Raw genomic sequence first — 21,087 nt, 5'->3', positions numbered from 1 at the left:
TTAACTTAAGATTCATTTAAAAAGAATTGAGGGACAGTTAATGAGAGCAGTAGTGCAGAGAGTTACTTCATCATCTGTAAAAGTTGATGGTGAAGTTATAGGAAGTATAAAAAAAGGATTTAATGTATTGCTTGGAATATGCAAAGACGATACAGTTGAAGATCTTAAATACATAAAAGAAAAAATAATAAACTTAAGGGTTTTTCAAGACGAAAATGAAAAGATGAACTTATCCATAATAGATGTTAGAGGAGAAATTCTTGCAATTTCACAATTTACTTTGTATGGAGACTGCAGAAAAGGCAGAAGGCCTAATTTTATGGAAGCAATGGGTGGAGAAGAAGCCAAGAATTTATATAATCAATTTATAGAAATGCTTAAGGAATCAGGATTAAAGGTGGAAACAGGAGAGTTTGGTGCAGACATGAAAGTTGAGATAAATAATGATGGACCTGTAACCATTTTACTTGACAGCAGAAAAAACTTTTAAGATTGTTATTATAGTATGTATTGTAAAAAAATTGCGTTTAATTTTTGTTTTTATACATATTGAGAAGGAGTGTATTTATATGTTAAATGTTAAGGCTGTTCCAGCAGGAATATATGAAGCGAATTGTTATATATTGGTTGATGATGCAACTAAAGAATGTGTCATAATAGATGCAGGTGGAGATGCGGATAGAATAGAAGCGGCAATAGAAAGCATGAATGGAAAACCTGTATATCTTCTTCTTACACATGGGCATTTTGATCATGTGGGAGGCGTTGAAGATATTTGTAAAAAGTATAATATCCCATTTTATATAAGCAAAACAGATGAAGAATATATGAAAATGGATAATTCAGTATTTGGAACACTTCCAAAAGCCCAAGGGTATTTAAAAGAAGGAGATATATTAAAGGTTGGATCATATGAAATAAAGGTAATTGAAACACCAGGACATACTAAAGGTGGATTATGCTTTATAGTTGGGGATTCAGTATTTACAGGAGATACTCTATTTCAAGGATCTGTAGGAAGAACTGACTTTCCAGGAGGAGATATGAATGAAATAATAAGCAGTATTAAAAATAAACTGCTTCCTTTGGGTGATGATATGAAAGTATATCCAGGACATGGACCATCTTCTAACATAAGATTCGAAAAAATGAGAAATCCATATTTGCAATAATTAAATGACATAATATTCAAGGCTCATTTTAGGAAAGGAAATATTTATGGAAATAAAGGTTAATTTAAATGATTTAAAATACAGATATGAAGTATATCAATTATTTAATGTTTATTTCCCAATGAATGATATTAGATTTTTAGACAGAGAAGAAGCTGATTATATTTTTTATATTGCTGAAAACAAGATGAGTTTTGAGCATGGAGAATATTTTAGAGAAGAATCTTTAGGAGAGGATATTAAAAATTCTCTGAGAAGATTCCTTTTTCTATGTCTGAGAGATTTAACAAATGATATTTATCCATGGGGAATACTGATAGGCATAAGGCCTTCAAAAATAGCATTGAAACTTCTTAAAGAAGGAAAATCAGAAGAGGAAATAATAGAAATTTTTAAAGATAAATACATAGCTCATGAAGATAAAGCTAAGCTGTGTATAGATGTTGCAAGAGCAGAGGAAAGAATAGTAAATAAAGATAAAAATACTATTGCAGTGTATATAGGTATGGCGTTCTGTCCTACAAAATGCATGTATTGTTCCTTTACTTCTAATCCTATAGGAACTCATAAAAAAATGGTGCTTCCATATGTAGAGAGTCTCATAAAGGAAATAAGAGAAATAAGTGTATATGTAAAAGAAAAAAATCTAAACGTTGAAACAGTTTATTTTGGAGGCGGAACACCTACATCAGTAAGTGATGGTGAATTTATGATGGTTATGGATGAAATCTATAATGGATTCATAAAAGATGGAAAAGTTAAAGAATTTACTGTGGAATGTGGAAGGCCAGATACGCTAAATGAAACAAAACTTAAAATAATGAAGGATTGTAATGTTACAAGAATCAGTATTAATCCTCAGACAATGAACGATAAGACATTAAATCTTATAGGAAGAACTCATTCAAGTGAAGATATTAAAGAAAAATTTAAAATGGCAAGGAAACTTGGATTTGATGATATAAATATGGATATTATAATAGGACTTCCAGGAGAGGGACATGAGGAAATGCTTAAGACTAAGGAAGAGTTGTCAAAGCTTAAGCCTGATAGTATTACAGTTCATGGTCTTGCTCTTAAGAGAGGATCAAGAATGTATGAAAATTTTGTATTGAAGAAAGGCATACCAGTTACACCTCATAAGGAAATAGCTAAAATGTATGAAGAAAGCAAAAAGCTGGCTGATGAATTAGGACTTTCGCCATATTATATGTATAGGCAAAAAAATATGGTTGGAAATATGGAGAATTTAGGGTATGCTAAAAAGGGTAAAGAATGTGTATATAACATTCAGATGATTGAAGAAAGGCAGACAATCATAGCATTAGGTGCAGCTGCAGTAAGCAAAGTTGTATTTCTTGAAGAAGATAGACTTGAAAGATTTCCTAACTTGAAGGATCTTCATGAATATGTTACAAGAATCGATGAAATGATTGAAAGAAAAAAAGAATTGTTAAACAGTTTATATGGTGACTAATAAGAAATAATTGATATTTATTAAAAATATATTACTTTTAGTGGTAAGTTTAAAATTAAATGTTTATCAATTTAATTGGAGGGATAGAAAAAATGGCAAATGAAATTCAAGCACCAAAGGGTACCAAGGATATGCTTCCACAGGATGCATACAAATGGCATTATGTAGAAAAGGTATTTAGAGATGTAACTAAAACTTATGGAATAAGAGAAATAAGAACACCTATTTTTGAACATACAGAATTATTCCAAAGAAGTGTAGGAGATACAACTGATATTGTTCAAAAAGAAATGTATACTTTTAATGATAAAGGTAATAGAAGCATTACTTTAAAACCAGAAGGAACTGCTCCAGCTGTTAGAGCTTTCATAGAAAATAGATTATTTAATGAAGCACAGCCTACAAAATTATATTATATATCACCAACTTTCAGATATGAAAATGTCCAAAAGGGAAGACTGAGACAATTTCACCAATGTGGTATAGAAGTATTTGGTTCTAAAGAACCAACAATGGATGTGGAAGCAATTAAAGTAGCTATGGATACTTTAAATAAATTAGGCTTAAAGAGTTTAAGTCTTCATATCAATAATTTGGGATGTCCAACATGCAGAGCTAAGTATAATGAAGCATTAAAGAAATTCTTACAAGAAAATTATGATGGACTTTGTGATACTTGTAAGTCAAGATTTGAAAAGAATCCTATGAGAATCTTAGATTGTAAAGAAAAGAAATGTAATGAAATCACAAAAAATGCTCCACAAATATTAGATTATGTATGTGAAGAATGTGAAACTCATTTTAATACTGTAAAAGAATATCTTGATGTTTTAGGAATTCCTTATGTAGTAGATCCAGGCATAGTTAGAGGGCTAGATTATTATACAAAAACTATTTTTGAAATAATCAATGATGATTTTACAGTATGTGGTGGAGGAAGATATGATAAGCTTGTAGGAGAGCTTGGAGGACCAGAAGTACCAGCAGTAGGTTTTGCAATTGGCATGGAAAGAATAATATTGACTCTTGAAAATGAGGGAATTGAGATTCCAAAAGAAAATCATATTGATTTATATATAGCAGCAAGAGGCGAAGAAGAAAAGAAGATTGCATTTAAGCTTGCAAGTGAATTAAGAGTTTTAGGTGCAAAATGTGAAATAAACCATATGGGAAGAAGCGTAAAAGCTGAGATGAAATATGCAAATAAATTAGGAGCAACATTCACTGTGATTTTAGGTGAAGATGAATTAACTAACAAGAAAATGAACTTAAAGAGAATGAGTGATGGTGAAATTTTTGAAGTTGCAATGAATGACTTGGCGGAAATTGTTAAAATAGTAAGTGAAAAATAGTAAAAAAACTATTGTTAATTGTAAATTTTTGATTTCTATTATACAATAAAGAGAAAGATGTTTTTAAGAACTGCATGATAAAGACAAAGCAGTTTTACCAGTTTCAGTTTATTAAAAATACTGAGGGTTTATATATTGAAATGTTATTTGTAATTTAATTTTCAATACATAAAATATTTATGCCTATAATTAAAGATTATAATGATTAGGCATAACGTAAAAAATTGCAGTGAATTTTTTATTGAACTGTCAACTGATTAAAGGAGGAATAACAAAATGGGTGAAGCTTTAAACGGATTAAAGCGTACAATGATGTGTGGCGAACCTAGAGAAGAACATGTAGGTAAAAAAATTACCTTAATGGGATGGGTTCAAAGAAACAGAAAACTTGGCGGACTTGAATTTATCGATTTAAGAGATAAAACAGGTATTATGCAGGTTGTTTTTGGTGAAGAAATAAATGCTGAAGCTTTTGAAAGAGCTAAAAATGTAAGACCTGAATACTGCTTGGCAGTAACTGGTGAAGTGGTTAAAAGAGAAAGTGTTAATGAAAATATGCCTACAGGTTTTGTAGAATTAAAATGTGAATCTATAAAAATACTTTCTGAATCTGAAACTCCACCAATAATAATAAAAGAAGATTTGGATACAGCTGAAGACATCAGATTAAAATATAGATATTTAGATTTAAGAAGACCTGACATGCAGAGAATCTTCCAGATTAGAAGTAAGACAACCAAAGCTATAAGAGATTATTTAGAAGAACATAATTTCTTAGATGTTGAGACACCAGTTCTTGGTAAGTCTACTCCAGAAGGAGCAAGAGATTATTTAGTTCCATCAAGAAACTATCAAGGAAAGTTTTATGCACTTCCACAATCTCCTCAATTATATAAGCAGTTATTAATGATGTCTGGATTTGACAGATATTATCAAATTGCAAAGTGTTTCAGAGATGAAGACTTAAGAGCTAACAGACAGCCTGAATTTACTCAGGTAGATATGGAATTGAGTTTTGTAGAGCAAGATGACATAATGGAATTAAATGAAGGGTTAATAGCTTATGTATTCAAGAAAGTAGCAGATGTGGATGTTAAACTTCCAATTAAGAGAATGACATTCAAAGATGCCATGGAAAAATACGGTTCAGATAAGCCGGATTTAAGATTTGGAATGGAAATTACAGATATAACAGAAGATGTTAAGAATATGGATTTTGTAGTATTCAAATCTGCAATTGAAGCTGGTGGATCTGTAAGAGCATTATGTCTAAAGGGAGGTGCTTCTCTTGGAAGAAAACCTCTTGATAAACTTGGTGAATTTGTTAAAACTTACAAAGCAAAAGGTCTTGCATGGATTCAGCTTAAAGAAGATGGAATTAAATCATCAATAGCTAAATTTCTTACTGATGATGTTACAGAAGCAATAGTTAAGACTATGAATGCTGAAAAGGGAGATGCTATTTTAATAGTAGCAGATAAAAATTCAGTGGTATTCCCAAGCTTAGGTGCATTAAGATTACATTTAGCTAAAGAATTTGATTTAATAAAAGATAAAAATGAATTTAACTTTACATGGGTTACAGAATTCCCATTCTTTGAATATAGTGAAGAAGAAGGAAGATATAAGGCTTGTCACCACCCATTTACAGCACCTATGGATGAAGATTTAGAATTTGTTGAATCTGATCCAGCAAGAGTAAGAGCTAAAGCATATGACTTAGTATTAAATGGTGAAGAACTTGGTGGAGGATCAATTAGAATTCATGATACAGCTGTTCAGGAGAGAATGCTTAAAGCTTTAGGATTCACTCAGGAAAGAGCTTGGGATTCATTTGGATTCTTATTACAGGCATTGAAATTTGGAGCACCACCACATGGTGGATTAGCATTTGGATTAGACAGAATGATAATGTTCCTTGCTGGAACTGAAAATATCAAAGATGTTATAGCATTCCCTAAGAATCAGAATGCATTCTGTTATTTAAGTGAAGCTCCAAATGTAGTTGAAGAAAAGCAGTTAGATGATTTAGGAATAAAGATTGCTCCTAAAAAAGAAGAAAAAATAGAGGAATAAGAATTATCTTAAATAAGAATGGTGCATTCATTAAATATTTTAGTGAATGCACCATTCTTTAAACGTACAGGAAATTATAGAATTTTTTAAAACTGAAACCTAGTCATACCAATGGATTAAAGAGGTATGGAAAGGCAAAAATGCTTGTTAAGAGCTACAAAAACGATTAATAAATTATTTATTTAGAAGGTTATATCTATGTAAATATGTGTATTGTATTTAAAGATCCAGAGGAAAGAATATATCCATTAGAAGGAATATATTCAAAAGAATGTCTTCCATATATAAAAGAAATGATAGATAATAATTATTATAGGCTTACTTCTCTTGTAAATAGAGTAAATGGAAAATTAAAAAGCAAGATGTTGCGAAAAATATCTATTTTATAAAAGTTTAAAAAAGGATGATTACATATGAAAATGATAAATACAGTAGATGCTGTAGGACATATATTATGTCATGATATAACAAGAATTGTAAAAGATGTAGTAAAAGATACACCATTTAGAAAAGGTCATATAGTGAAAGAAGAAGACATACCAGTACTTCTTTCTCTTGGCAAAGAGCATCTTTATATATGGGAAAAGAAAGAAGGAATGTTTCATGAAAATGAAGCTGCAGAAATTCTTTTTAACATATGTAAAAACGACTATATGAAAGGAACCGAAATAAAAGAAGGAAAAATTGAATTAATAGCTGACTGTGAAGGATTATTCAGAGTTGATGTGGAGCGTCTTGATAAAATAAACGAACTTGATGAAATAATGATAGCAACAAGACATACAAACTATGCTGTAAAGAAAGGCGACAAATTAGCAGGAACAAGAGTAATCCCTCTTATTATTGAAGAAAGTAAATTAGAAGAAGCAAAAAAGATAGCAGGAGATAAACCTCTTTTAGAACTTATTCCTTATAAAAAAATGAAAGCAGGTGTTGTTACAACTGGAAGTGAAGTATATCACGGAAGAATAAAAGATACATTTACACCTGTAATAATAGAGAAACTTAAGGAATATGGAATTGAAGTATGCTGGCATAAAGTTGTAAATGATGATAATGATATGATTATAAATGCTATAAAAGAAATAAAAGAAAGTGGAGCTGATATGATTTTATGTACAGGAGGCATGAGTGTGGATCCTGATGACCTAACTCCGGGAGCAATTAAAAAAAGTGGAGCAGAAATTATTACTTATGGAGCACCAGTTTTACCAGGAGCAATGTTCCTTTTAGGATATTTTGAAGATGGAACACCTATTATGGGACTTCCAGGCTGTGTAATGTATTCTAAAGCAACAGTATTTGATTTAGTGCTTCCAAGAATAGCAGCAGGAGTAAGGGTAACTAAGAAAGAAATAAGCAGAATGGGCCATGGAGGTCTGTGTTTCTCATGTAAGGTATGTACATATCCTAGATGTGAGTTTGGTAAAGGAGCACAATAATATTATGAAATTAAGAATACAACTTGAAGAAGCAGTTTCAATAATGACAGAAGCAAAACCTCCAACAGGATGTAATGTATTAATAGATATAAAATCTGGAACTTCAAAATTAAACAAAGGTGACAAAGTAGATGTAATTTTAATATAATCTATATTAGAAGTGATTGGATGATATGATGTTTTTGGTAAAAATATCATATGTTAAAAAATGAAGTTCTATAATTGGCATATTATATATAAGACAGGAGATGAAAAAACATATGGGAAATAAACTAACTCATTTTGATTCTAATGGAAATGCTATAATGGTTGATGTTTCAGAAAAAAATATAACCAAAAGAACTGCAACAGCTAAAGGAAAAATATATGTAAACAAAGCTGTTATTGATGCAATAATAAATAATACAGTTGAAAAGGGAGATGTTCTCGGTGTTGCACGAGTTGCTGGAATAATGGGAACTAAAAAAACTTCAGAATTAATTCCTATGTGCCATCCTCTTATGATAACCAAATGCAGTGTAGATTTTAATATAAATGAAGAAGATAATTATATTGAAGCAGTATGTACTGCAAAAGTTACTGGAAAAACAGGAGTTGAAATGGAGGCTCTTACAGGGGTAAATATTGCATTACTCACTATATATGATATGTGTAAGGCTATTGATAAGACCATGGAAATCACAGAAGTGCATTTAGCACGAAAAACAGGTGGAAAAAGTGGAGATTTCATAAATGAAAAATAATAAAAATAGTGTGGTAATCTTGAAGGTTTTAAAAATTCGAGTATCCTAAACTTGAAATTGTAAGAAAGGGAAATTCAGAAAACAGTATCTGTAAAAAGGAAAGTTTTCTTGCACTGGCAACTGATACTATGATTAAAAATATTGAAAAACAAGATAAAATAAAGATTCTTGATTTAAATAATACAAATGAAATGGCAGATTTTGTTTTAGAATATTATTATAGGGTGGTGCAATAATGTATGAAAGATGTATACAAAAGAAAAATAGATTATATTAGAATTTCTATTACAGATAGATGTAATCTTAGATGTGTGTATTGCATGCCAGAAGATGGAATAAATTTAATTAAACATGATGATGTTTTGTCTTATGAAGAAATAATGAGGTTATGTACATTATTTTCTAAGGTGGGTATAAGTAAAGTGAAAATTACGGGAGGAGAACCTCTTGTAAGAAAAGATGCATATAAATTAATTAGGAGCATAAAAAAAATAGATGGAATTGACAATGTGACACTGACTACAAATGGAATACTTCTTGAAGAACAGATTGATAATCTTGTAAAATCAGGTCTTGATGCTGTTAATGTGAGTATTGATACTTTAAAAAAAGATACATATAAAGAACTTACCCGTATTGGAGATGTGGAAAAGGTACTTAGAGGAATAAGAAAATCCCTGCAATATAAACATCTGAAAGTTAAGCTTAATTGTGTTCCTATAAAAGGAAAAAATGAAGATGAAATTATTGATTTAATAAAATTATGTAAGAATGAAGATTTAAGCATACGATTTATAGAAATGATGCCTATAGGACTTGGTAAAGACATAAAGGGACTTAATGATGAAGAAATAATGTCCTTAATAGAAAACAAAATAGGAAAACTTATTCCATATAATAAAAAGATGGGTAATGGACCTAGTAATTATTATAGTCTTGAAGGATATAAAGGTAAGATTGGTTTTATAAGCGCAATAAGTCATAGGTTTTGTGAAAATTGTAATAGAGTAAGACTTACATGTGAAGGATTTTTAAAAGCATGTCTTCAATATGAAACAGGTATAGATCTTAGAAAGATGCTGAGAAATGGAAATAGTGATGAAGAAATAATGGAAGTCATAAAATCAACAATATATAATAAACCTAAAAGTCATAACTTTAAACTTGTTAAGAATGAAGAAGAAAATATTGAACACAGAAGAATGTCTCAAATAGGTGGATAAATTTAATTTTATATGCTTAAAAATTAGAAGAAAGAATTAGGAAGAGGCGTAAACAATGGGAAGAGTAATAGCAGTTTGCATAAGTGAAAAAAGAGGAACAGTTAAGAAAAATATTAAAGAATGTAATATTATTGAAGGATATGGATTAGAAAATGATGCACATGGAGGAAATTGGCACAGACAGGTGAGTCTGCTTTCTTATGACAGAGTTAAAGAATTTAATGAAAGAGGCGGAAATGTAAAAGATGGTGATTTTGGCGAAAATCTTTTAATTGAAGGATATGATTTTAAGACATTTCCAGTAGGAACAAAATTTAAATGTAATGATGTAATACTTGAATTGACACAGGTAGGAAAACAATGTCATTCACATTGTGAAATATTTCATAGAGTTGGGGACTGCATAATGCCAAGAGAAGGAGTGTTCACAAGAGTGATTCATGGTGGAAAAATAAGAGTGGGAGATGAGTTTATAGTATGTTCAGAGTAGCGGTGATAACTTCAAGTGATAGTGGATATGAAGGTAAAAGAGAAGATAAAAGTGGTGCTGAAATTGAAAAGATAGTAAAAGAATATGGATATGAGGTAGTGCATAAAATAATTCTTCCAGATGAAAGAAAATTGCTTTCAGATGAAATGAAGAGAATAGCAGATGAAAATATAGCTGATCTTATTTTGACAACAGGTGGAACAGGATTTTCACCAAGAGACTGGACACCTGAAGCGACGATGGACATATGTGAAAGAATTGTACCAGGAATACCTGAAGCAATGAGAGCATATAGTCTGTCAATAACTAAGCGTGCTATGTTAAGCCGTGCTACGGCTGGAATAAGGAAAGAAACATTAATAATAAATATGCCAGGAAGCCCCAAAGCAGTGAATGAATGTTTAGAATATATAATAAGCGAATTAGATCATGGATTGAAAATATTAAAAGGTATTGAATCAAATTGCGCAAGAAAATAAAATATATAGAGTAAAAGCACATATGGTTAACTTTTGTTGTGCACCAAAAGTTAATATATGTGCTTTTTGTATTTGGAGTTTGTAATTTAATGCGTATACTATTAATGGCAATTAGAATAATATAGCATCATTGCTTTATATATATCAATAAACTTTTTGCAAAGCTTACTAATAACTAGATTAAAGAGTTTATCTTATGAAAGAGGATGGAATCTCTTTCATAAGATTTCTTAGAAATACACAATAATTTCTAAAGAGTTTAGATTTTAATTAGAATAATTTTGAGTAGTATTCTACTACTAATGAATCATTAATTTGAATTGGAACTTCATTTCTTTCTGGGAATCGTACAAGACTTCCAGAAAATTCAGCTTCATTCTTAGTTAAATAAGGATAGACATTAAGTATGTTAGATAAGAAATTTTCTCTGAACATTTCGTTCTTTTGAGATTTTTCTCTTAAAGCAACAACATCACCTATGTTAACATTGAAAGAAGGTATATTTACCTTTTCTCCATTAACTAAAATGTGTCCATGTACAACCATTTGGCGAGCTTGAGCTAATGAACTTGCAAAGCCAAGTCTGTAAACTATATTATCAAGTCTACATTCAAGTCTTTTTATTAGAGCATAACCAGTCTGATCTTTATCTTTAAATGCTTTTTTTGCATATGTAGCAAACTGCTTTTCCATAACTCCATAATAAGCTCTTAATCTCTGCTTTTCTAATAATTGTGCACCATAAGCAGATAATTTCTTTGAATCTCTTGCTGAACCATTTCCAGCTCTTTTCATTGCTTTTGGATGACCGTTTACATTTAATCCCAATCTTCTACATAACTTAAATCTTGGTCCCATCATTTTTGCCATATTTTTATCATCTCCGTATTTTCTAAAGATTTGCCGCGATAAAATTAAGCCCATAACTAATATAACACAAAAAAACAAAGATGTAAATGAAAATCATTATCGTTTTAAAATTTTTTTGAAACTTCTCAGAATAAAGGAATATAATGGAAAGAAGTATCTGAAAATTTTTAGCTATTAATATAGAAAAAGCAGTGGGAGCTTTGTTGTTTTTAATTTTTGATTTTATACTTAAGCATATGAGAAAGGAAGAATTCAGAAACTTTGAATTCTTCCTTTTTTATATAAATAATTATAGAAATTTTTAAAATTCAAGTCTAGCAATATCATTAATGGATTAATAGGTGCTAAATAATATAAAGTTTAATAATTTCAATTTATCTTTGAATTTAAATTTGTTCTGGAAAATATGAACTTATGAATAGTAATTCTATTTTTGATATTGTTGAAAAATTCATAAAAAACATAGCAAAGTGTTATGAGAATAGGAATATAAATTAATTGCCATAAAACATTGGAAGATATCCATGAAATATTGAGTGCAGATTCAATATATACTACAGTGTCAATAATTAATGGATGAATTAAGTAGATTCCTAAAGTATGTTTACCTAATTTATTTAATATTGTATTTTTTAAAATATTATTATTTTTTAAGAAGAAGATAAAAATTAAAACAGATAGTGGAATTGTTGAAAAAAAGTAATTTCCAGAATTACTGAATAAAAAGATATACATAAATCGTTCGCATATCATTACACAAAACAGAAGAATTATTGCTACAGAATATTTGAAATTGGAAATTTTCTCTGTAATATTGAGAAGTACTGATTCTTTTTTCTTTATAAATGCGCCCAATATACAATAAAATAATCCATAAAATACTCCATCTCTTACACGCCAGAAAGGTATATTTGTTAAAACAGGAATTAAAATTCCTATAATATTTAATATAAAGGATAGGATTAATGCTTTAGTTAATAAACTCTTACTAATTAAAAAATGCAGTATTGGAATTATAAGAATCATAGCTGATAAATACCATAAGTGATATTTTACGATTCCAGTTCCATAATATATATCACGTATATGAAACTGGTAAAAGTAATTGTGGATATTATAAAATAAATCTTTGAAATTTGTTATGTTAGACATAGTAATTATTATTACACTATAAAGAATATAAATGCCAGTCCATGTTATAAAGGTCTTAATAAGATTTAAAGTATATTTTCTGCTATATTGTTTAGTACATTTATTATAAAAAAAATATCCTGTTGTAATAAAAAATAAAGGAACACAAACTCTTGCGATGGTATTTATGATTTTACCTGTAAGTCCCCATTCCATCTGCCCTATCAATGTGCCATGTACAAACACTACTCCAAAGATACATAGAAATTTTAGTGAATCTAATGAATACTTTCTTTCATTCAAAATTTTTCCCTCCAATTCAAATAGACGTTAATATACATATATTATTTCTTTAAATATAATATTCAAAAATATAGTAATGCTTTCAATAGGAGTAAAATGATAAAAGATTTTATTGTTTAAAATAGTACAATGATTTTTGAATAAATCAACATAATTTATAGTCAAAAATAATTATAAAACATACTTTAATAATATAAGATATGTAAAAAGTGAGGGATTATATATGGATTTGAGTAATGTAAAAGCACTAACTGCAAAGATTTTATCATATATAAAAAATGAATATGCTAAAAAGGAGGATATTCCAAAGGTAACTAATGATTTGACTGATGAATTGAAAGATAACTATGATTCTGCATATGTTCACAGTCAGATAAAACATGCTCCTTATGAAGCAGAAGAAAATAAAATAGACAGTATTACTATAAATAATGTAAAAATGATACCTGATAATAATAAAAATATAAATATAATAATTCCTCAATCAGAATTAAGCAATGATGATATTATAAAAGCTGTAGAATCTGTCATATCAGAAATAGAATCAACTAATTAGCAAATTGAATGATAAAGGGGCGTAATTAAATATAGAATTATAGAAATGATGAAATATTACGCCCCATTGAAAAAGTCTCCATCATGTCAGATTTACAATATATTCATCAGTAGCATTATTGCAGGGCTTTATCAAATTATTCACGACTATTGAATTGGAGGGAACATCAAAATTTATGAAACTGTTTGGAGCGATTAGAACATTGTTTCCGATTGTTATATTTCCAACTAAAGTAGAATTAACGCCAATCCATACTTTATTTCCTATTTTTGGGGAACCTTTTCTTTTACCACGATTTTCTTGACCAATAGTAACTCCTTTATGAATATTTACATTATCTCCTATTATTGCATCCGGATTGATTGTTATTCCAGAAAAATGTCCAAGATAAAGTCCTTTTCCGATAGTAAGGTTATATGGAATTTCAATGGTTTTAAAATTTATAAATAGAACTTTTTTTATTATTCTAAAAAACAGGCATCTGTATTTTTTATCTTCATAATGTTTGCACATTCTCAAAATAACAGAAAATCTAAACCCTTTATTGAAAAAGAATTCTTTTATCAGGCTGAATTTACTGTAATCTTGTTTATATCTCATATAATCAGATTTTATAAGTTTTTTAACATTATAGTTCATAAATATATCTCCAATCGGTTATATAAATTGAAAATTACAGATAGATTTTTATACTAAGATACATATCTGCAAAAAAGTAATCTAATATTATGTATATGCACTCACAAATTAATATAAGTCAGAATATTAATATATTAAGTTATAAAAATCTTAACATTAAATTCATGGTAATAATTAAGAAAAAGGAGAAATTTAAATAATTGAATACAGAAAATATAAAAATATTAGTAAAAGAAATTCTTGATTATATTAAATATAAATATGTATCAAAAAAAGAAATTAAAACAATAATAGATAATCTTAGTAATGTAGATGATAAAAATTATAGTTCAGATAAGGATATTATTTCTCTCACAAGTAATAGAAGAATTCAAAAAGTAGGATCATCAATTGGACAGCTATCTGAACAGATTTTAGTAAAAGGAAATTCATTATTTCAAAAAGATAAATCTAAAATATATTCAAAGGAGTATATAAATGGGTATGTTTTGAGAAGTGTGGGAGATTTGGATGATAATAAATTATATATTAAGGCATCAAATATTCCTGTAATAAATATAGGAGATATAACAATATCTTATGACAACAATACAGCAAGACTTATAAAAATGGAGAATATAGAAAGATTTAAATTGGGAAAATCATATTATTTATATGGTGAAAATAATAGACATATAAAAATGGTGGCGAATTATAAAGAAGGATATGAAGATTATTTTGGATTTACTAATATCTTTAAGTTAAGAGAGTCTGCTGAATTATCATCTTTCAGATTTTACTGTGATGGAGATTATTATGGACAAGGAATCGATGCAGGTGCAGAAAATATATATTTTAAAGATATGACAACAAAAGAAAACAGCAGCAATACTGATTATATTGAAATTTCTTTAGACAGCAGTCTTAAAAGAATAGGAGATATATATGATAGTTTAGATTTAAAAACTGGTTTGTTAAAAAGATTCATTGGCAGTAGAAAGTATAAAAATGGAGATGAAAGTGATCATAATGTACTTACTGATTATAGTACAACTTTTTATATATTGGAACAGCCTATAGAAAAGAAAATAGATATAACACAATGGAGATTGCGATTATTGGAAAATAGTTATCTCATATTGGATAATAATATAATTCCAACAGTTACATTAAAATATAGAAATTCTAATGTGAAATATGTTGAAGGATATTCAAATCCACTTCTTAAAGGTGCAGCAGGAGATGGAATAGAAGATGACAGCAGATTTTTTAATAGTAACTATAATTATATTCCTGATAAATATACATTTAAAATAGATAAAAAGACAGCATTACTTCTTCATAATACAAATATTTTTGGAAATGGAAATGTATTAATAAAAGATTTTCCTTATGATTCAAGAAAATCTCAATTACAGGGGTTCATTAATGCTAAGGATATTAAGGATGAAGTAAAGATGGCAATGAATCTTCCTAATGAGGCAGTACCAAATGGAGCTCAGATGAGAATGAGAGTAAGTGGATGGTTCCCTTTTGAAAGTGCTGAAATACCATCAGGATATAAAGTTATAAATGCATGGGGAGGAGTATATATAATTAAAGGTAAAAAATATCCCAAGAAAGCTTTTGTTCATATTGCAAATCTAACAGTGCTGGGATATAGAGAATCAACCAAAGGCTGGGAGATATTGAACAATCCTGATAATATTTATGGCAAATTTTATTATGAAGACTTTCATAATGAAACATTTTTGAATCCTGCTGATTCTATATCAAATCACATATACACAGCAGAAATAGATTCAAGTTCAAGTGGCAGACTTCTGCATTTATGGTGCAATCAGCATTATGTATCAGATTTGGACACTGATTTTAAATATATATGTGTATACATGGATGCATGGGTTACTGGAGATGGGTCAGGCAGCAGTAATAGTGATGTTGCAGATATTTTTGTGGCAAATGCAGGCAGTGATGTGAGAGTCAATTATGATACTAGTGTAAGAGAAATGTGTGGGGGAAGATTTATAAAATTAAAAAATTATCCAAGAAGATGTTATGCTACTAATTTAAATGCAGATTTGGCAGATGAATATGTTACTCAAGGATTAATAGATAAAATTCAATATTCAGCAGCAAGAGTTTATGGAAGAAGTTATGACAGACCTAGAGCTCCAATGAAGGGAGAATATTATTTTGATTATGAAGTTAATAAGATTTTGTACTGGAATGGTTCTCAATGGGTGGATTCACAAGGAAAAATAGAAAATTAGATGCTATATTGTCTTGAATTTAAGTTATACTGAGAATATTTAAATTATAATGATATTCTCAGTATAATGAAGAAGTGATATATCCTAATCTATTAAAAATTTTTCTACAATTTTTGCAGCATCTTCAATACATCCAGGACATGAACGTTTTACAATACCATCATCGATTCCTTTAAGTTCTTTACATATTGTAGAAGTATTCATTTCTTTAAATTCCTCAGCTAATTTTTTTGCAAGAGCATAAGAAGAAGCTTTTGTACTTCCAGGTTTCACAAGTCCATTACTGTTTTTTAATCCAGCAAGCATGAGAACTCCAGAGAGTGCACCACATGTACTCTGCATGCCACCCATTCCAAGGCCAAAACATTCAGATAATCTAAATGCAGTTTCTTCATCTACTCCAAACAAATCACAATATGTACAAACAATTGCTTGGGCACAATTATAACCCTTATTATGCTTTTCAGCAGTAATACTAATTCTACTATCCATTTTGAAAATTCCTCCCAAATAAATTTTGATTCATTAAAATAACTATTTAAAATCTCTTTAATAGAAGTATAACATTTATAATATTATTTCTGCAAATTTATAATGTAAATAATGAAAATGAATTCACATAAATTTATATTACAAGCATGCAAAAGAATAAAAGTTAGTATAAAGTAAAAAAACCATGCATAAGATTTAGATATAACAATTAGTAAAGTAAAGCTGATTTATGTAGTAAAGCTTTGCTAGGAGGGGTGTGTGGATGCAAGAGATAAATTTTGAAGATAATGAGGTGAAACTCAGGCAGCAGATTTTATCTAAAAAAATATATGAATTTATTAAACGTGCATTTGATATTATATGTTCTATTGCAACATTAATAATAATAAGTCCAATACTTTTAATAGTTTCTGTACTTATTAAAATTGAATCTCCAGGGCCAGTAATATTTATGCAGGAGCGTGTTGGAATAAATAAAAAAACATTTAAAATGTATAAGTTTAGATCCATGGTAGCAAATGCAGAAGAATTAAAATGTAAACTGGTTGAGAAGAATGAAAGAAATGGTCCTATGTTTAAGATGAAGAATGATCCAAGGGTAACTAGAATAGGCAGATTTATTAGAAAGACAAGTATAGATGAATTACCACAATTGATAAACATATTAAAAGGAGAAATGAGTTTTGTGGGTCCTAGACCATCTCTTCCAGATGAAGTTAATCAATTTGAACCATGGATGTTAAAACGATTGATAGTGAGACCGGGATTAACATGTTATTGGCAGGTAGGAGGACGAGATAAGATTGATTATATAGATTGGATGAAACTAGATATTAAATATGTTGATGAAAGAAATATATGGGTTGATTTAAAACTTATATTTAAAACTTTCTTTGTACTTTTAGGTGATAAAAATGCAAGTTAAGATTACAGTATATTATGTTTTAATTAATAATGTATAATTGGCAAATTACAATAAAGTATGAAATTACAGAAAGATTTTTTGATTATTGTGCTGATTCATTTTTAGAATATGTATATGAATTGAAAAATATAAATATATTTTTATAGAAGGAAAATGAGCATTTTCAGTTGTGTGGAAAATGCTTTTTTTAATTCTATATGAAATTATATTTTTGTACAATATATGGATAATTTTAAAAAAGAGCAAAAGCATAAAAATATATGTTGCAATTAACTTTTTACTCTTTTATAGAAATTTATATTACCATAAATAATTTGTGGTAATAACAGGACAATCATTAACATAAAATTAAATATGCAATGATTATGTAATTGTAGTTATATATTAAATCAGATTTCTATTTATATTCAATTGAAAAGAAGGTGGGGTTATGTTATGTGCATTAATAATGGCAGGGGGGAAAGGAACAAGGTTCTGGCCTTTATCTACAGAAGAGAAGCCTAAACAGTTTTTAAACCTTTTGGGAAGCAGAACGATGATTCAAATGACAATAGACAGGATAAGATCCATAATTCCTATGGAAAATATATTTATATGTACTGTGTCTGCATATGTTGGTTTAGTGAAAGAACAGGTACCAGAAATACCAGAAGAAAACATAATAATAGAGCCTGAAGGCAGAAATACTGCACCATGTATTATTTTATCTTCAATTATAATAAACAGAAAATTTAAAGATGCTGTTATGGTAGTACTGCCTTCAGATCATTTGATAAAAAATAATGATGAATTCAGAAACATAATTTTGAATTGTAATGAATTCTTGAAAAAAAATAGAAACGCATTAATAACTATTGGAATGAAGCCAGATAGGTCTGAAACAGGATATGGATATATAAAATATGATGAAAAACCAGAACAAATAATAAATAAAAGTTTTTTAAAAGTTAAGAGATTTATAGAAAAACCTGAATTAAAAAAAGCAGAAAGTTATTTAAGAGATGGAAATTATCTTTGGAACGGAGGAATATTTTTATGGAGGATTTCTGGAATTTTAAATGAGACTAGAGAATACTGTCCTGAAATATATGAAGAACTGAAGAATATTAAAAATGTAAACCAAAATGAATTGGATATGGCTGTAAAAGATAAGTATTTAAAAGTTAAATCTATATCTATAGATTATGCTGTTCTAGAAAAATCAAAGGAAATATATGTTGTACCTGCAGCTATTGGCTGGGATGACATTGGTACATGGAAATCTATTGAAAGATATAAGAAGAAGGATGTATATAATAACATTACAAATAGCAATACATTAATTATTGAGTCTAAGTCTAATATAACAATAAACAATGAAAAAAAAGTAATAATGATAGGTATTAATGATGTATTAACAATAGAAACAGAGGACTGCTTTTATATTATAAATAAAGATTATATGGATAATTTGAAAGAGTATAGAAATGAGATTTAATAAATTTGAATTATATGGGAGGTGTGATAATGTGCAGGATTAAATTATTGAATACTGAAGTTGATAATTTAACTATGGACGAAGCAATAAAAGAAATTGAAAAACTTATCTTAAAAAAGAAGATAAGTTATGTTGTAACCCCTAATGTAGATCATATAGTAAAACTTGAAAGTGATTCGGAAATGAAAGAAGCATATATGAATGCAGATTTGATTCTGACAGATGGAATGCCTCTTGTATGGATATCTAAAATTAAATCCACATCTATAAAGGAAAAAATATCAGGTTCAGATTTGTTTCCCAAAGTATGTGAACTTGCAGCTAAAAAAGGATATACAGTATTTTTATTAGGTGCAGCTCAAGGTGTAGCTCAAAAAGCTGCAGAGAATTTAATAAACAAATTTGATGGATTGAATATAGTTGGAACTTATTCACCTAAATATGGATTTGAAAATGATAAAGAAGAAGTTCAGCATATTTTAAATATCATCAATGATAAAAAACCAGATATACTTGCTGTAGGCCTTGGAGCTCCAAAACAGGAGAAATTTATTTATAAATATAGGAATGAATTAAAAGTACCAGTTTCATTGGCGATAGGCGCAGGAATAGATTTTGAGGCTGGTGTAGTCTCAAGAGCACCAGTGTGGATGCAGAAACATGGAATGGAATGGTTTTATAGATTATGCAAAGAACCAAGAAGGATGGCAAAAAGATATTTAATAGATGATTTTAAGATTATTCCAATAATGTTTCGATACAGGAAACAAAATATAGATAATATAAGGAGGTTTTGATGAATGTTTTAATGGTTGGTGTTGATAGCAAATGTGTTGGAGGAATGCTGACAGTAATTGAAAATTACTTGAATGACAGAGAATTTATAAAAAAGACCAATATGATATATATTCCAACAGTTACCAATTCTTCGAGAATAATTAAAGCATTATTTTTTATAAAGTCATTGATAAAAATAATTTATTATATAAAGTTAAAAAAGATTGATATAATACACATTCATATGGCTGAAAAAGGAAGTGTATTTAGAGAGGGAATTATTGTAATTGTAGGAAAGATGTTTGGCTGTAAAATAATGATTCATATGCATGGAGCTATGATTGAAGATTGGTATTTAAAGCAGTCTGTATGTATTCAGAATATAATAAACAGAATATTTGAAAATGCTGATAAAATTTTGGTTCTTGGAAAGAAATGGAGTGAATTCTTTGAAAAAATTGTGCGAGATAAGGCAAAAATTCAAGTTCTATATAATGCTGTTAAAGTTCCAGAAGAAAACAGATATAACAATAGTGCAAAGCAGATAATATTTTTAGGACTTTTATTAAAAAGAAAAGGAATTGATGATTTTTTACAGGCAGCTCAAAATATCAAAGGTAAATTTAAAGCTCCAATTAAAATAAAATTATATGGAATTGATATTGAAGGAAATATAAATGAAAAAATAAAAAAATTTCAATTAGATGATTTAGTGGAGTATTGTGGATGGCTTACTGAAGAAAAAAAGGAATGGTGTTTTTCAAATACTTTGATAAATGTTCTCCCATCATACAATGAAGGTCTGCCAATGACTATTTTAGAGACTATGTCATACGGAATACCCAATATAACAACAAAAATTGCGGCTATTCCAGAGGCTATAAGAAATGAAGAAGATGGGGTACTAATAAGTCCTGGAGATGTGGAGGCACTTTCTTGTGAAATACTAAAAATGGTTTGTAATTCAGAAATGAGACAAAAATATAGTGAAAATGCATATAGACGTATGAAGAATGAGTTCGATATAAAACAACATATAGATAAGCTTTACAGTATATATTTAAATTTACTTAAAGAATGATCAGTTATATATTCCAATTAACAATGTGCAATTGGCAATGAAGGATAAAATCTTAGCAGAGATTTCTTTAAATTATTATGCAGTTTTATTATTGGAACATATATTAAATTTATTTGGATAGATAAAAGGA

At 28.7% G+C, this 21,087-nt stretch carries 22 protein-coding genes; 18 read left to right on the top strand and 4 right to left on the bottom strand.

Annotated elements, in window-relative coordinates:
• The first annotated feature begins 40 nt into the window (after positions 1–40).
• The 12 genes from dtd (at position 41) to Q0F58_RS01905 (ending at position 10,454) form a co-directional block, all read left to right on the top strand.
• Positions 41–490, top strand: a complete 450-nt coding sequence (gene dtd / locus Q0F58_RS01960; protein ID WP_294371804.1) for a D-aminoacyl-tRNA deacylase — start codon at positions 41–43, stop codon at positions 488–490.
• 79 nt (positions 491–569) lie between these two features.
• Entirely contained in the window at positions 570–1,172 is a 603-nt protein-coding gene (locus Q0F58_RS01955; protein WP_294371801.1) for an MBL fold metallo-hydrolase, read from the top strand.
• A gap of 46 nt (positions 1,173–1,218) precedes the next feature.
• Complete coding sequence (locus tag Q0F58_RS01950) at positions 1,219–2,649, top strand: coproporphyrinogen III oxidase (protein WP_294371800.1); 1,431 nt, start codon at positions 1,219–1,221, stop codon at positions 2,647–2,649.
• Between the two features lie 92 nt (positions 2,650–2,741).
• Positions 2,742–4,001: a histidine--tRNA ligase gene (hisS, locus tag Q0F58_RS01945; protein ID WP_294371799.1), complete on the top strand. Its 1,260-nt coding sequence runs from the start codon at positions 2,742–2,744 to the stop codon at positions 3,999–4,001.
• 276 nt (positions 4,002–4,277) lie between these two features.
• Positions 4,278–6,077 carry an aspartate--tRNA ligase gene (gene aspS, locus Q0F58_RS01940; protein WP_294371795.1) on the top strand — a complete coding sequence of 600 codons (1,800 nt, stop codon included), beginning with the start codon at positions 4,278–4,280 and terminating at the stop codon, positions 6,075–6,077.
• 206 nt (positions 6,078–6,283) lie between these two features.
• Positions 6,284–6,466 carry a hypothetical protein gene (locus tag Q0F58_RS01935; RefSeq protein WP_294371791.1) on the top strand — a complete coding sequence of 61 codons (183 nt, stop codon included), beginning with the start codon at positions 6,284–6,286 and terminating at the stop codon, positions 6,464–6,466.
• Between the two features lie 24 nt (positions 6,467–6,490).
• Entirely contained in the window at positions 6,491–7,519 is a 1,029-nt protein-coding gene (locus Q0F58_RS01930; protein WP_294371789.1) for a molybdopterin-binding protein, read from the top strand.
• Between the two features lie 4 nt (positions 7,520–7,523).
• Positions 7,524–7,667: a hypothetical protein gene (locus Q0F58_RS01925; protein ID WP_294371786.1), complete on the top strand. Its 144-nt coding sequence runs from the start codon at positions 7,524–7,526 to the stop codon at positions 7,665–7,667.
• A 112-nt stretch (positions 7,668–7,779) separates the two neighbouring features.
• On the top strand, positions 7,780–8,262 hold the full coding sequence (moaC, locus tag Q0F58_RS01920; RefSeq protein WP_294371785.1) for a cyclic pyranopterin monophosphate synthase MoaC: 483 nt from the start codon (positions 7,780–7,782) through the stop codon (positions 8,260–8,262).
• A 239-nt stretch (positions 8,263–8,501) separates the two neighbouring features.
• A complete protein-coding gene (moaA, locus tag Q0F58_RS01915) occupies positions 8,502–9,485 on the top strand; it encodes a GTP 3',8-cyclase MoaA (RefSeq protein WP_294371782.1) in 984 nt (327 codons plus the stop codon).
• Between the two features lie 55 nt (positions 9,486–9,540).
• A complete protein-coding gene (locus Q0F58_RS01910; RefSeq protein WP_294371780.1) occupies positions 9,541–9,975 on the top strand; it encodes an MOSC domain-containing protein in 435 nt (144 codons plus the stop codon).
• A complete protein-coding gene (locus Q0F58_RS01905; protein ID WP_294371777.1) occupies positions 9,963–10,454 on the top strand; it encodes a molybdenum cofactor biosynthesis protein B in 492 nt (163 codons plus the stop codon). Before Q0F58_RS01910 ends, Q0F58_RS01905 begins: the two co-directional genes overlap by 13 nt.
• Before the next feature lie 270 nt (positions 10,455–10,724).
• Here Q0F58_RS01905 and rpsD read toward each other — a convergent pair whose 3' ends face one another.
• Positions 10,725–11,324: a 30S ribosomal protein S4 gene (rpsD, locus tag Q0F58_RS01900; RefSeq protein ID WP_294371774.1), complete on the bottom strand. Its 600-nt coding sequence runs from the start codon at positions 11,322–11,324 to the stop codon at positions 10,725–10,727.
• Positions 11,325–11,693: 369 nt separating this feature from the next.
• Complete coding sequence (locus Q0F58_RS01895) at positions 11,694–12,758, bottom strand: acyltransferase (RefSeq protein ID WP_294371770.1); 1,065 nt, start codon at positions 12,756–12,758, stop codon at positions 11,694–11,696.
• Between the two features lie 223 nt (positions 12,759–12,981).
• On the opposite strand from Q0F58_RS01895, the gene Q0F58_RS01890 reads away from it, so the two are divergent.
• Positions 12,982–13,314, top strand: coding sequence for a hypothetical protein (locus Q0F58_RS01890; protein ID WP_294371767.1), 333 nt, complete (start codon positions 12,982–12,984; stop codon positions 13,312–13,314).
• A gap of 81 nt (positions 13,315–13,395) precedes the next feature.
• On the opposite strand, the gene Q0F58_RS01885 is transcribed toward Q0F58_RS01890, so the two are convergent.
• Positions 13,396–13,953, bottom strand: coding sequence for a serine O-acetyltransferase (locus tag Q0F58_RS01885; protein WP_294371764.1), 558 nt, complete (start codon positions 13,951–13,953; stop codon positions 13,396–13,398).
• Positions 13,954–14,153: 200 nt separating this feature from the next.
• Here Q0F58_RS01885 and Q0F58_RS01880 point away from each other — a divergent pair, with 200 nt between their 5' ends.
• Positions 14,154–16,205, top strand: a complete 2,052-nt coding sequence (locus Q0F58_RS01880) for a hypothetical protein (protein WP_294371763.1) — start codon at positions 14,154–14,156, stop codon at positions 16,203–16,205.
• 84 nt (positions 16,206–16,289) lie between these two features.
• Here Q0F58_RS01880 and Q0F58_RS01875 read toward each other — a convergent pair whose 3' ends face one another.
• Complete coding sequence (locus tag Q0F58_RS01875; RefSeq protein ID WP_294371761.1) at positions 16,290–16,697, bottom strand: C-GCAxxG-C-C family protein; 408 nt, start codon at positions 16,695–16,697, stop codon at positions 16,290–16,292.
• Positions 16,698–16,959: 262 nt separating this feature from the next.
• On the opposite strand from Q0F58_RS01875, the gene Q0F58_RS01870 reads away from it, so the two are divergent.
• From Q0F58_RS01870 to Q0F58_RS01855, 4 genes are all read left to right on the top strand, one after another.
• Positions 16,960–17,622 carry a sugar transferase gene (locus Q0F58_RS01870; RefSeq protein ID WP_294371758.1) on the top strand — a complete coding sequence of 221 codons (663 nt, stop codon included), beginning with the start codon at positions 16,960–16,962 and terminating at the stop codon, positions 17,620–17,622.
• Between the two features lie 430 nt (positions 17,623–18,052).
• The gene (locus Q0F58_RS01865; RefSeq protein WP_294371756.1) at positions 18,053–19,099 is read left to right on the top strand and encodes a mannose-1-phosphate guanylyltransferase; all 1,047 of its coding nucleotides are present in this window, start codon (positions 18,053–18,055) and stop codon (positions 19,097–19,099) included.
• A 29-nt stretch (positions 19,100–19,128) separates the two neighbouring features.
• Positions 19,129–19,896, top strand: a complete 768-nt coding sequence (locus tag Q0F58_RS01860; protein ID WP_294371754.1) for a WecB/TagA/CpsF family glycosyltransferase — start codon at positions 19,129–19,131, stop codon at positions 19,894–19,896.
• On the top strand, positions 19,896–20,957 hold the full coding sequence (locus tag Q0F58_RS01855) for a glycosyltransferase family 4 protein (RefSeq protein WP_294371751.1): 1,062 nt from the start codon (positions 19,896–19,898) through the stop codon (positions 20,955–20,957). The genes Q0F58_RS01860 and Q0F58_RS01855 overlap by 1 nt, the downstream gene beginning before the upstream one ends.
• Positions 20,958–21,087 lie beyond the last annotated feature (130 nt).

This window comes from uncultured Clostridium sp., assembly GCF_934754915.1.
In the GTDB taxonomy this organism is placed as follows: Bacteria; Bacillota; Clostridia; order Clostridiales; family Clostridiaceae; genus Clostridium.
The sequence above is the reverse complement of the archived record's forward strand: the minus strand, read 5'-3'. Positions and strand labels throughout refer to the sequence as shown.

Excerpts from the sequence above, each read along its gene's own strand:
- moaA (WP_294371782.1), top strand. The coding sequence starts at position 8,502 with ATGAAAGATGTATACAAAAGAAAAATAGATTATATTAGAATTTCTATT.
- Q0F58_RS01925 (WP_294371786.1), top strand. The coding sequence starts at position 7,524 with ATGAAATTAAGAATACAACTTGAAGAAGCAGTTTCAATAATGACAGAA.
- Q0F58_RS01955 (WP_294371801.1), top strand. The coding sequence starts at position 570 with ATGTTAAATGTTAAGGCTGTTCCAGCAGGAATATATGAAGCGAATTGT.
- Q0F58_RS01865 (WP_294371756.1), top strand. The coding sequence starts at position 18,053 with ATGTTATGTGCATTAATAATGGCAGGGGGGAAAGGAACAAGGTTCTGG.
- Q0F58_RS01875 (WP_294371761.1), bottom strand. The coding sequence starts at position 16,697 with ATGGATAGTAGAATTAGTATTACTGCTGAAAAGCATAATAAGGGTTAT.
- aspS (WP_294371795.1), top strand. The coding sequence starts at position 4,278 with ATGGGTGAAGCTTTAAACGGATTAAAGCGTACAATGATGTGTGGCGAA.
- Q0F58_RS01935 (WP_294371791.1), top strand. The coding sequence starts at position 6,284 with ATGTGTATTGTATTTAAAGATCCAGAGGAAAGAATATATCCATTAGAA.
- moaC (WP_294371785.1), top strand. The coding sequence starts at position 7,780 with ATGGGAAATAAACTAACTCATTTTGATTCTAATGGAAATGCTATAATG.
- hisS (WP_294371799.1), top strand. The coding sequence starts at position 2,742 with ATGGCAAATGAAATTCAAGCACCAAAGGGTACCAAGGATATGCTTCCA.
- Q0F58_RS01950 (WP_294371800.1), top strand. The coding sequence starts at position 1,219 with ATGGAAATAAAGGTTAATTTAAATGATTTAAAATACAGATATGAAGTA.
- Q0F58_RS01885 (WP_294371764.1), bottom strand. The coding sequence starts at position 13,953 with ATGAACTATAATGTTAAAAAACTTATAAAATCTGATTATATGAGATAT.
- Q0F58_RS01905 (WP_294371777.1), top strand. The coding sequence starts at position 9,963 with ATGTTCAGAGTAGCGGTGATAACTTCAAGTGATAGTGGATATGAAGGT.
- rpsD (WP_294371774.1), bottom strand. The coding sequence starts at position 11,324 with ATGGCAAAAATGATGGGACCAAGATTTAAGTTATGTAGAAGATTGGGA.
- Q0F58_RS01890 (WP_294371767.1), top strand. The coding sequence starts at position 12,982 with ATGGATTTGAGTAATGTAAAAGCACTAACTGCAAAGATTTTATCATAT.
- Q0F58_RS01855 (WP_294371751.1), top strand. The coding sequence starts at position 19,896 with ATGAATGTTTTAATGGTTGGTGTTGATAGCAAATGTGTTGGAGGAATG.
- Q0F58_RS01860 (WP_294371754.1), top strand. The coding sequence starts at position 19,129 with ATGTGCAGGATTAAATTATTGAATACTGAAGTTGATAATTTAACTATG.
- Q0F58_RS01870 (WP_294371758.1), top strand. The coding sequence starts at position 16,960 with ATGCAAGAGATAAATTTTGAAGATAATGAGGTGAAACTCAGGCAGCAG.
- Q0F58_RS01930 (WP_294371789.1), top strand. The coding sequence starts at position 6,491 with ATGAAAATGATAAATACAGTAGATGCTGTAGGACATATATTATGTCAT.
- Q0F58_RS01910 (WP_294371780.1), top strand. The coding sequence starts at position 9,541 with ATGGGAAGAGTAATAGCAGTTTGCATAAGTGAAAAAAGAGGAACAGTT.
- dtd (WP_294371804.1), top strand. The coding sequence starts at position 41 with ATGAGAGCAGTAGTGCAGAGAGTTACTTCATCATCTGTAAAAGTTGAT.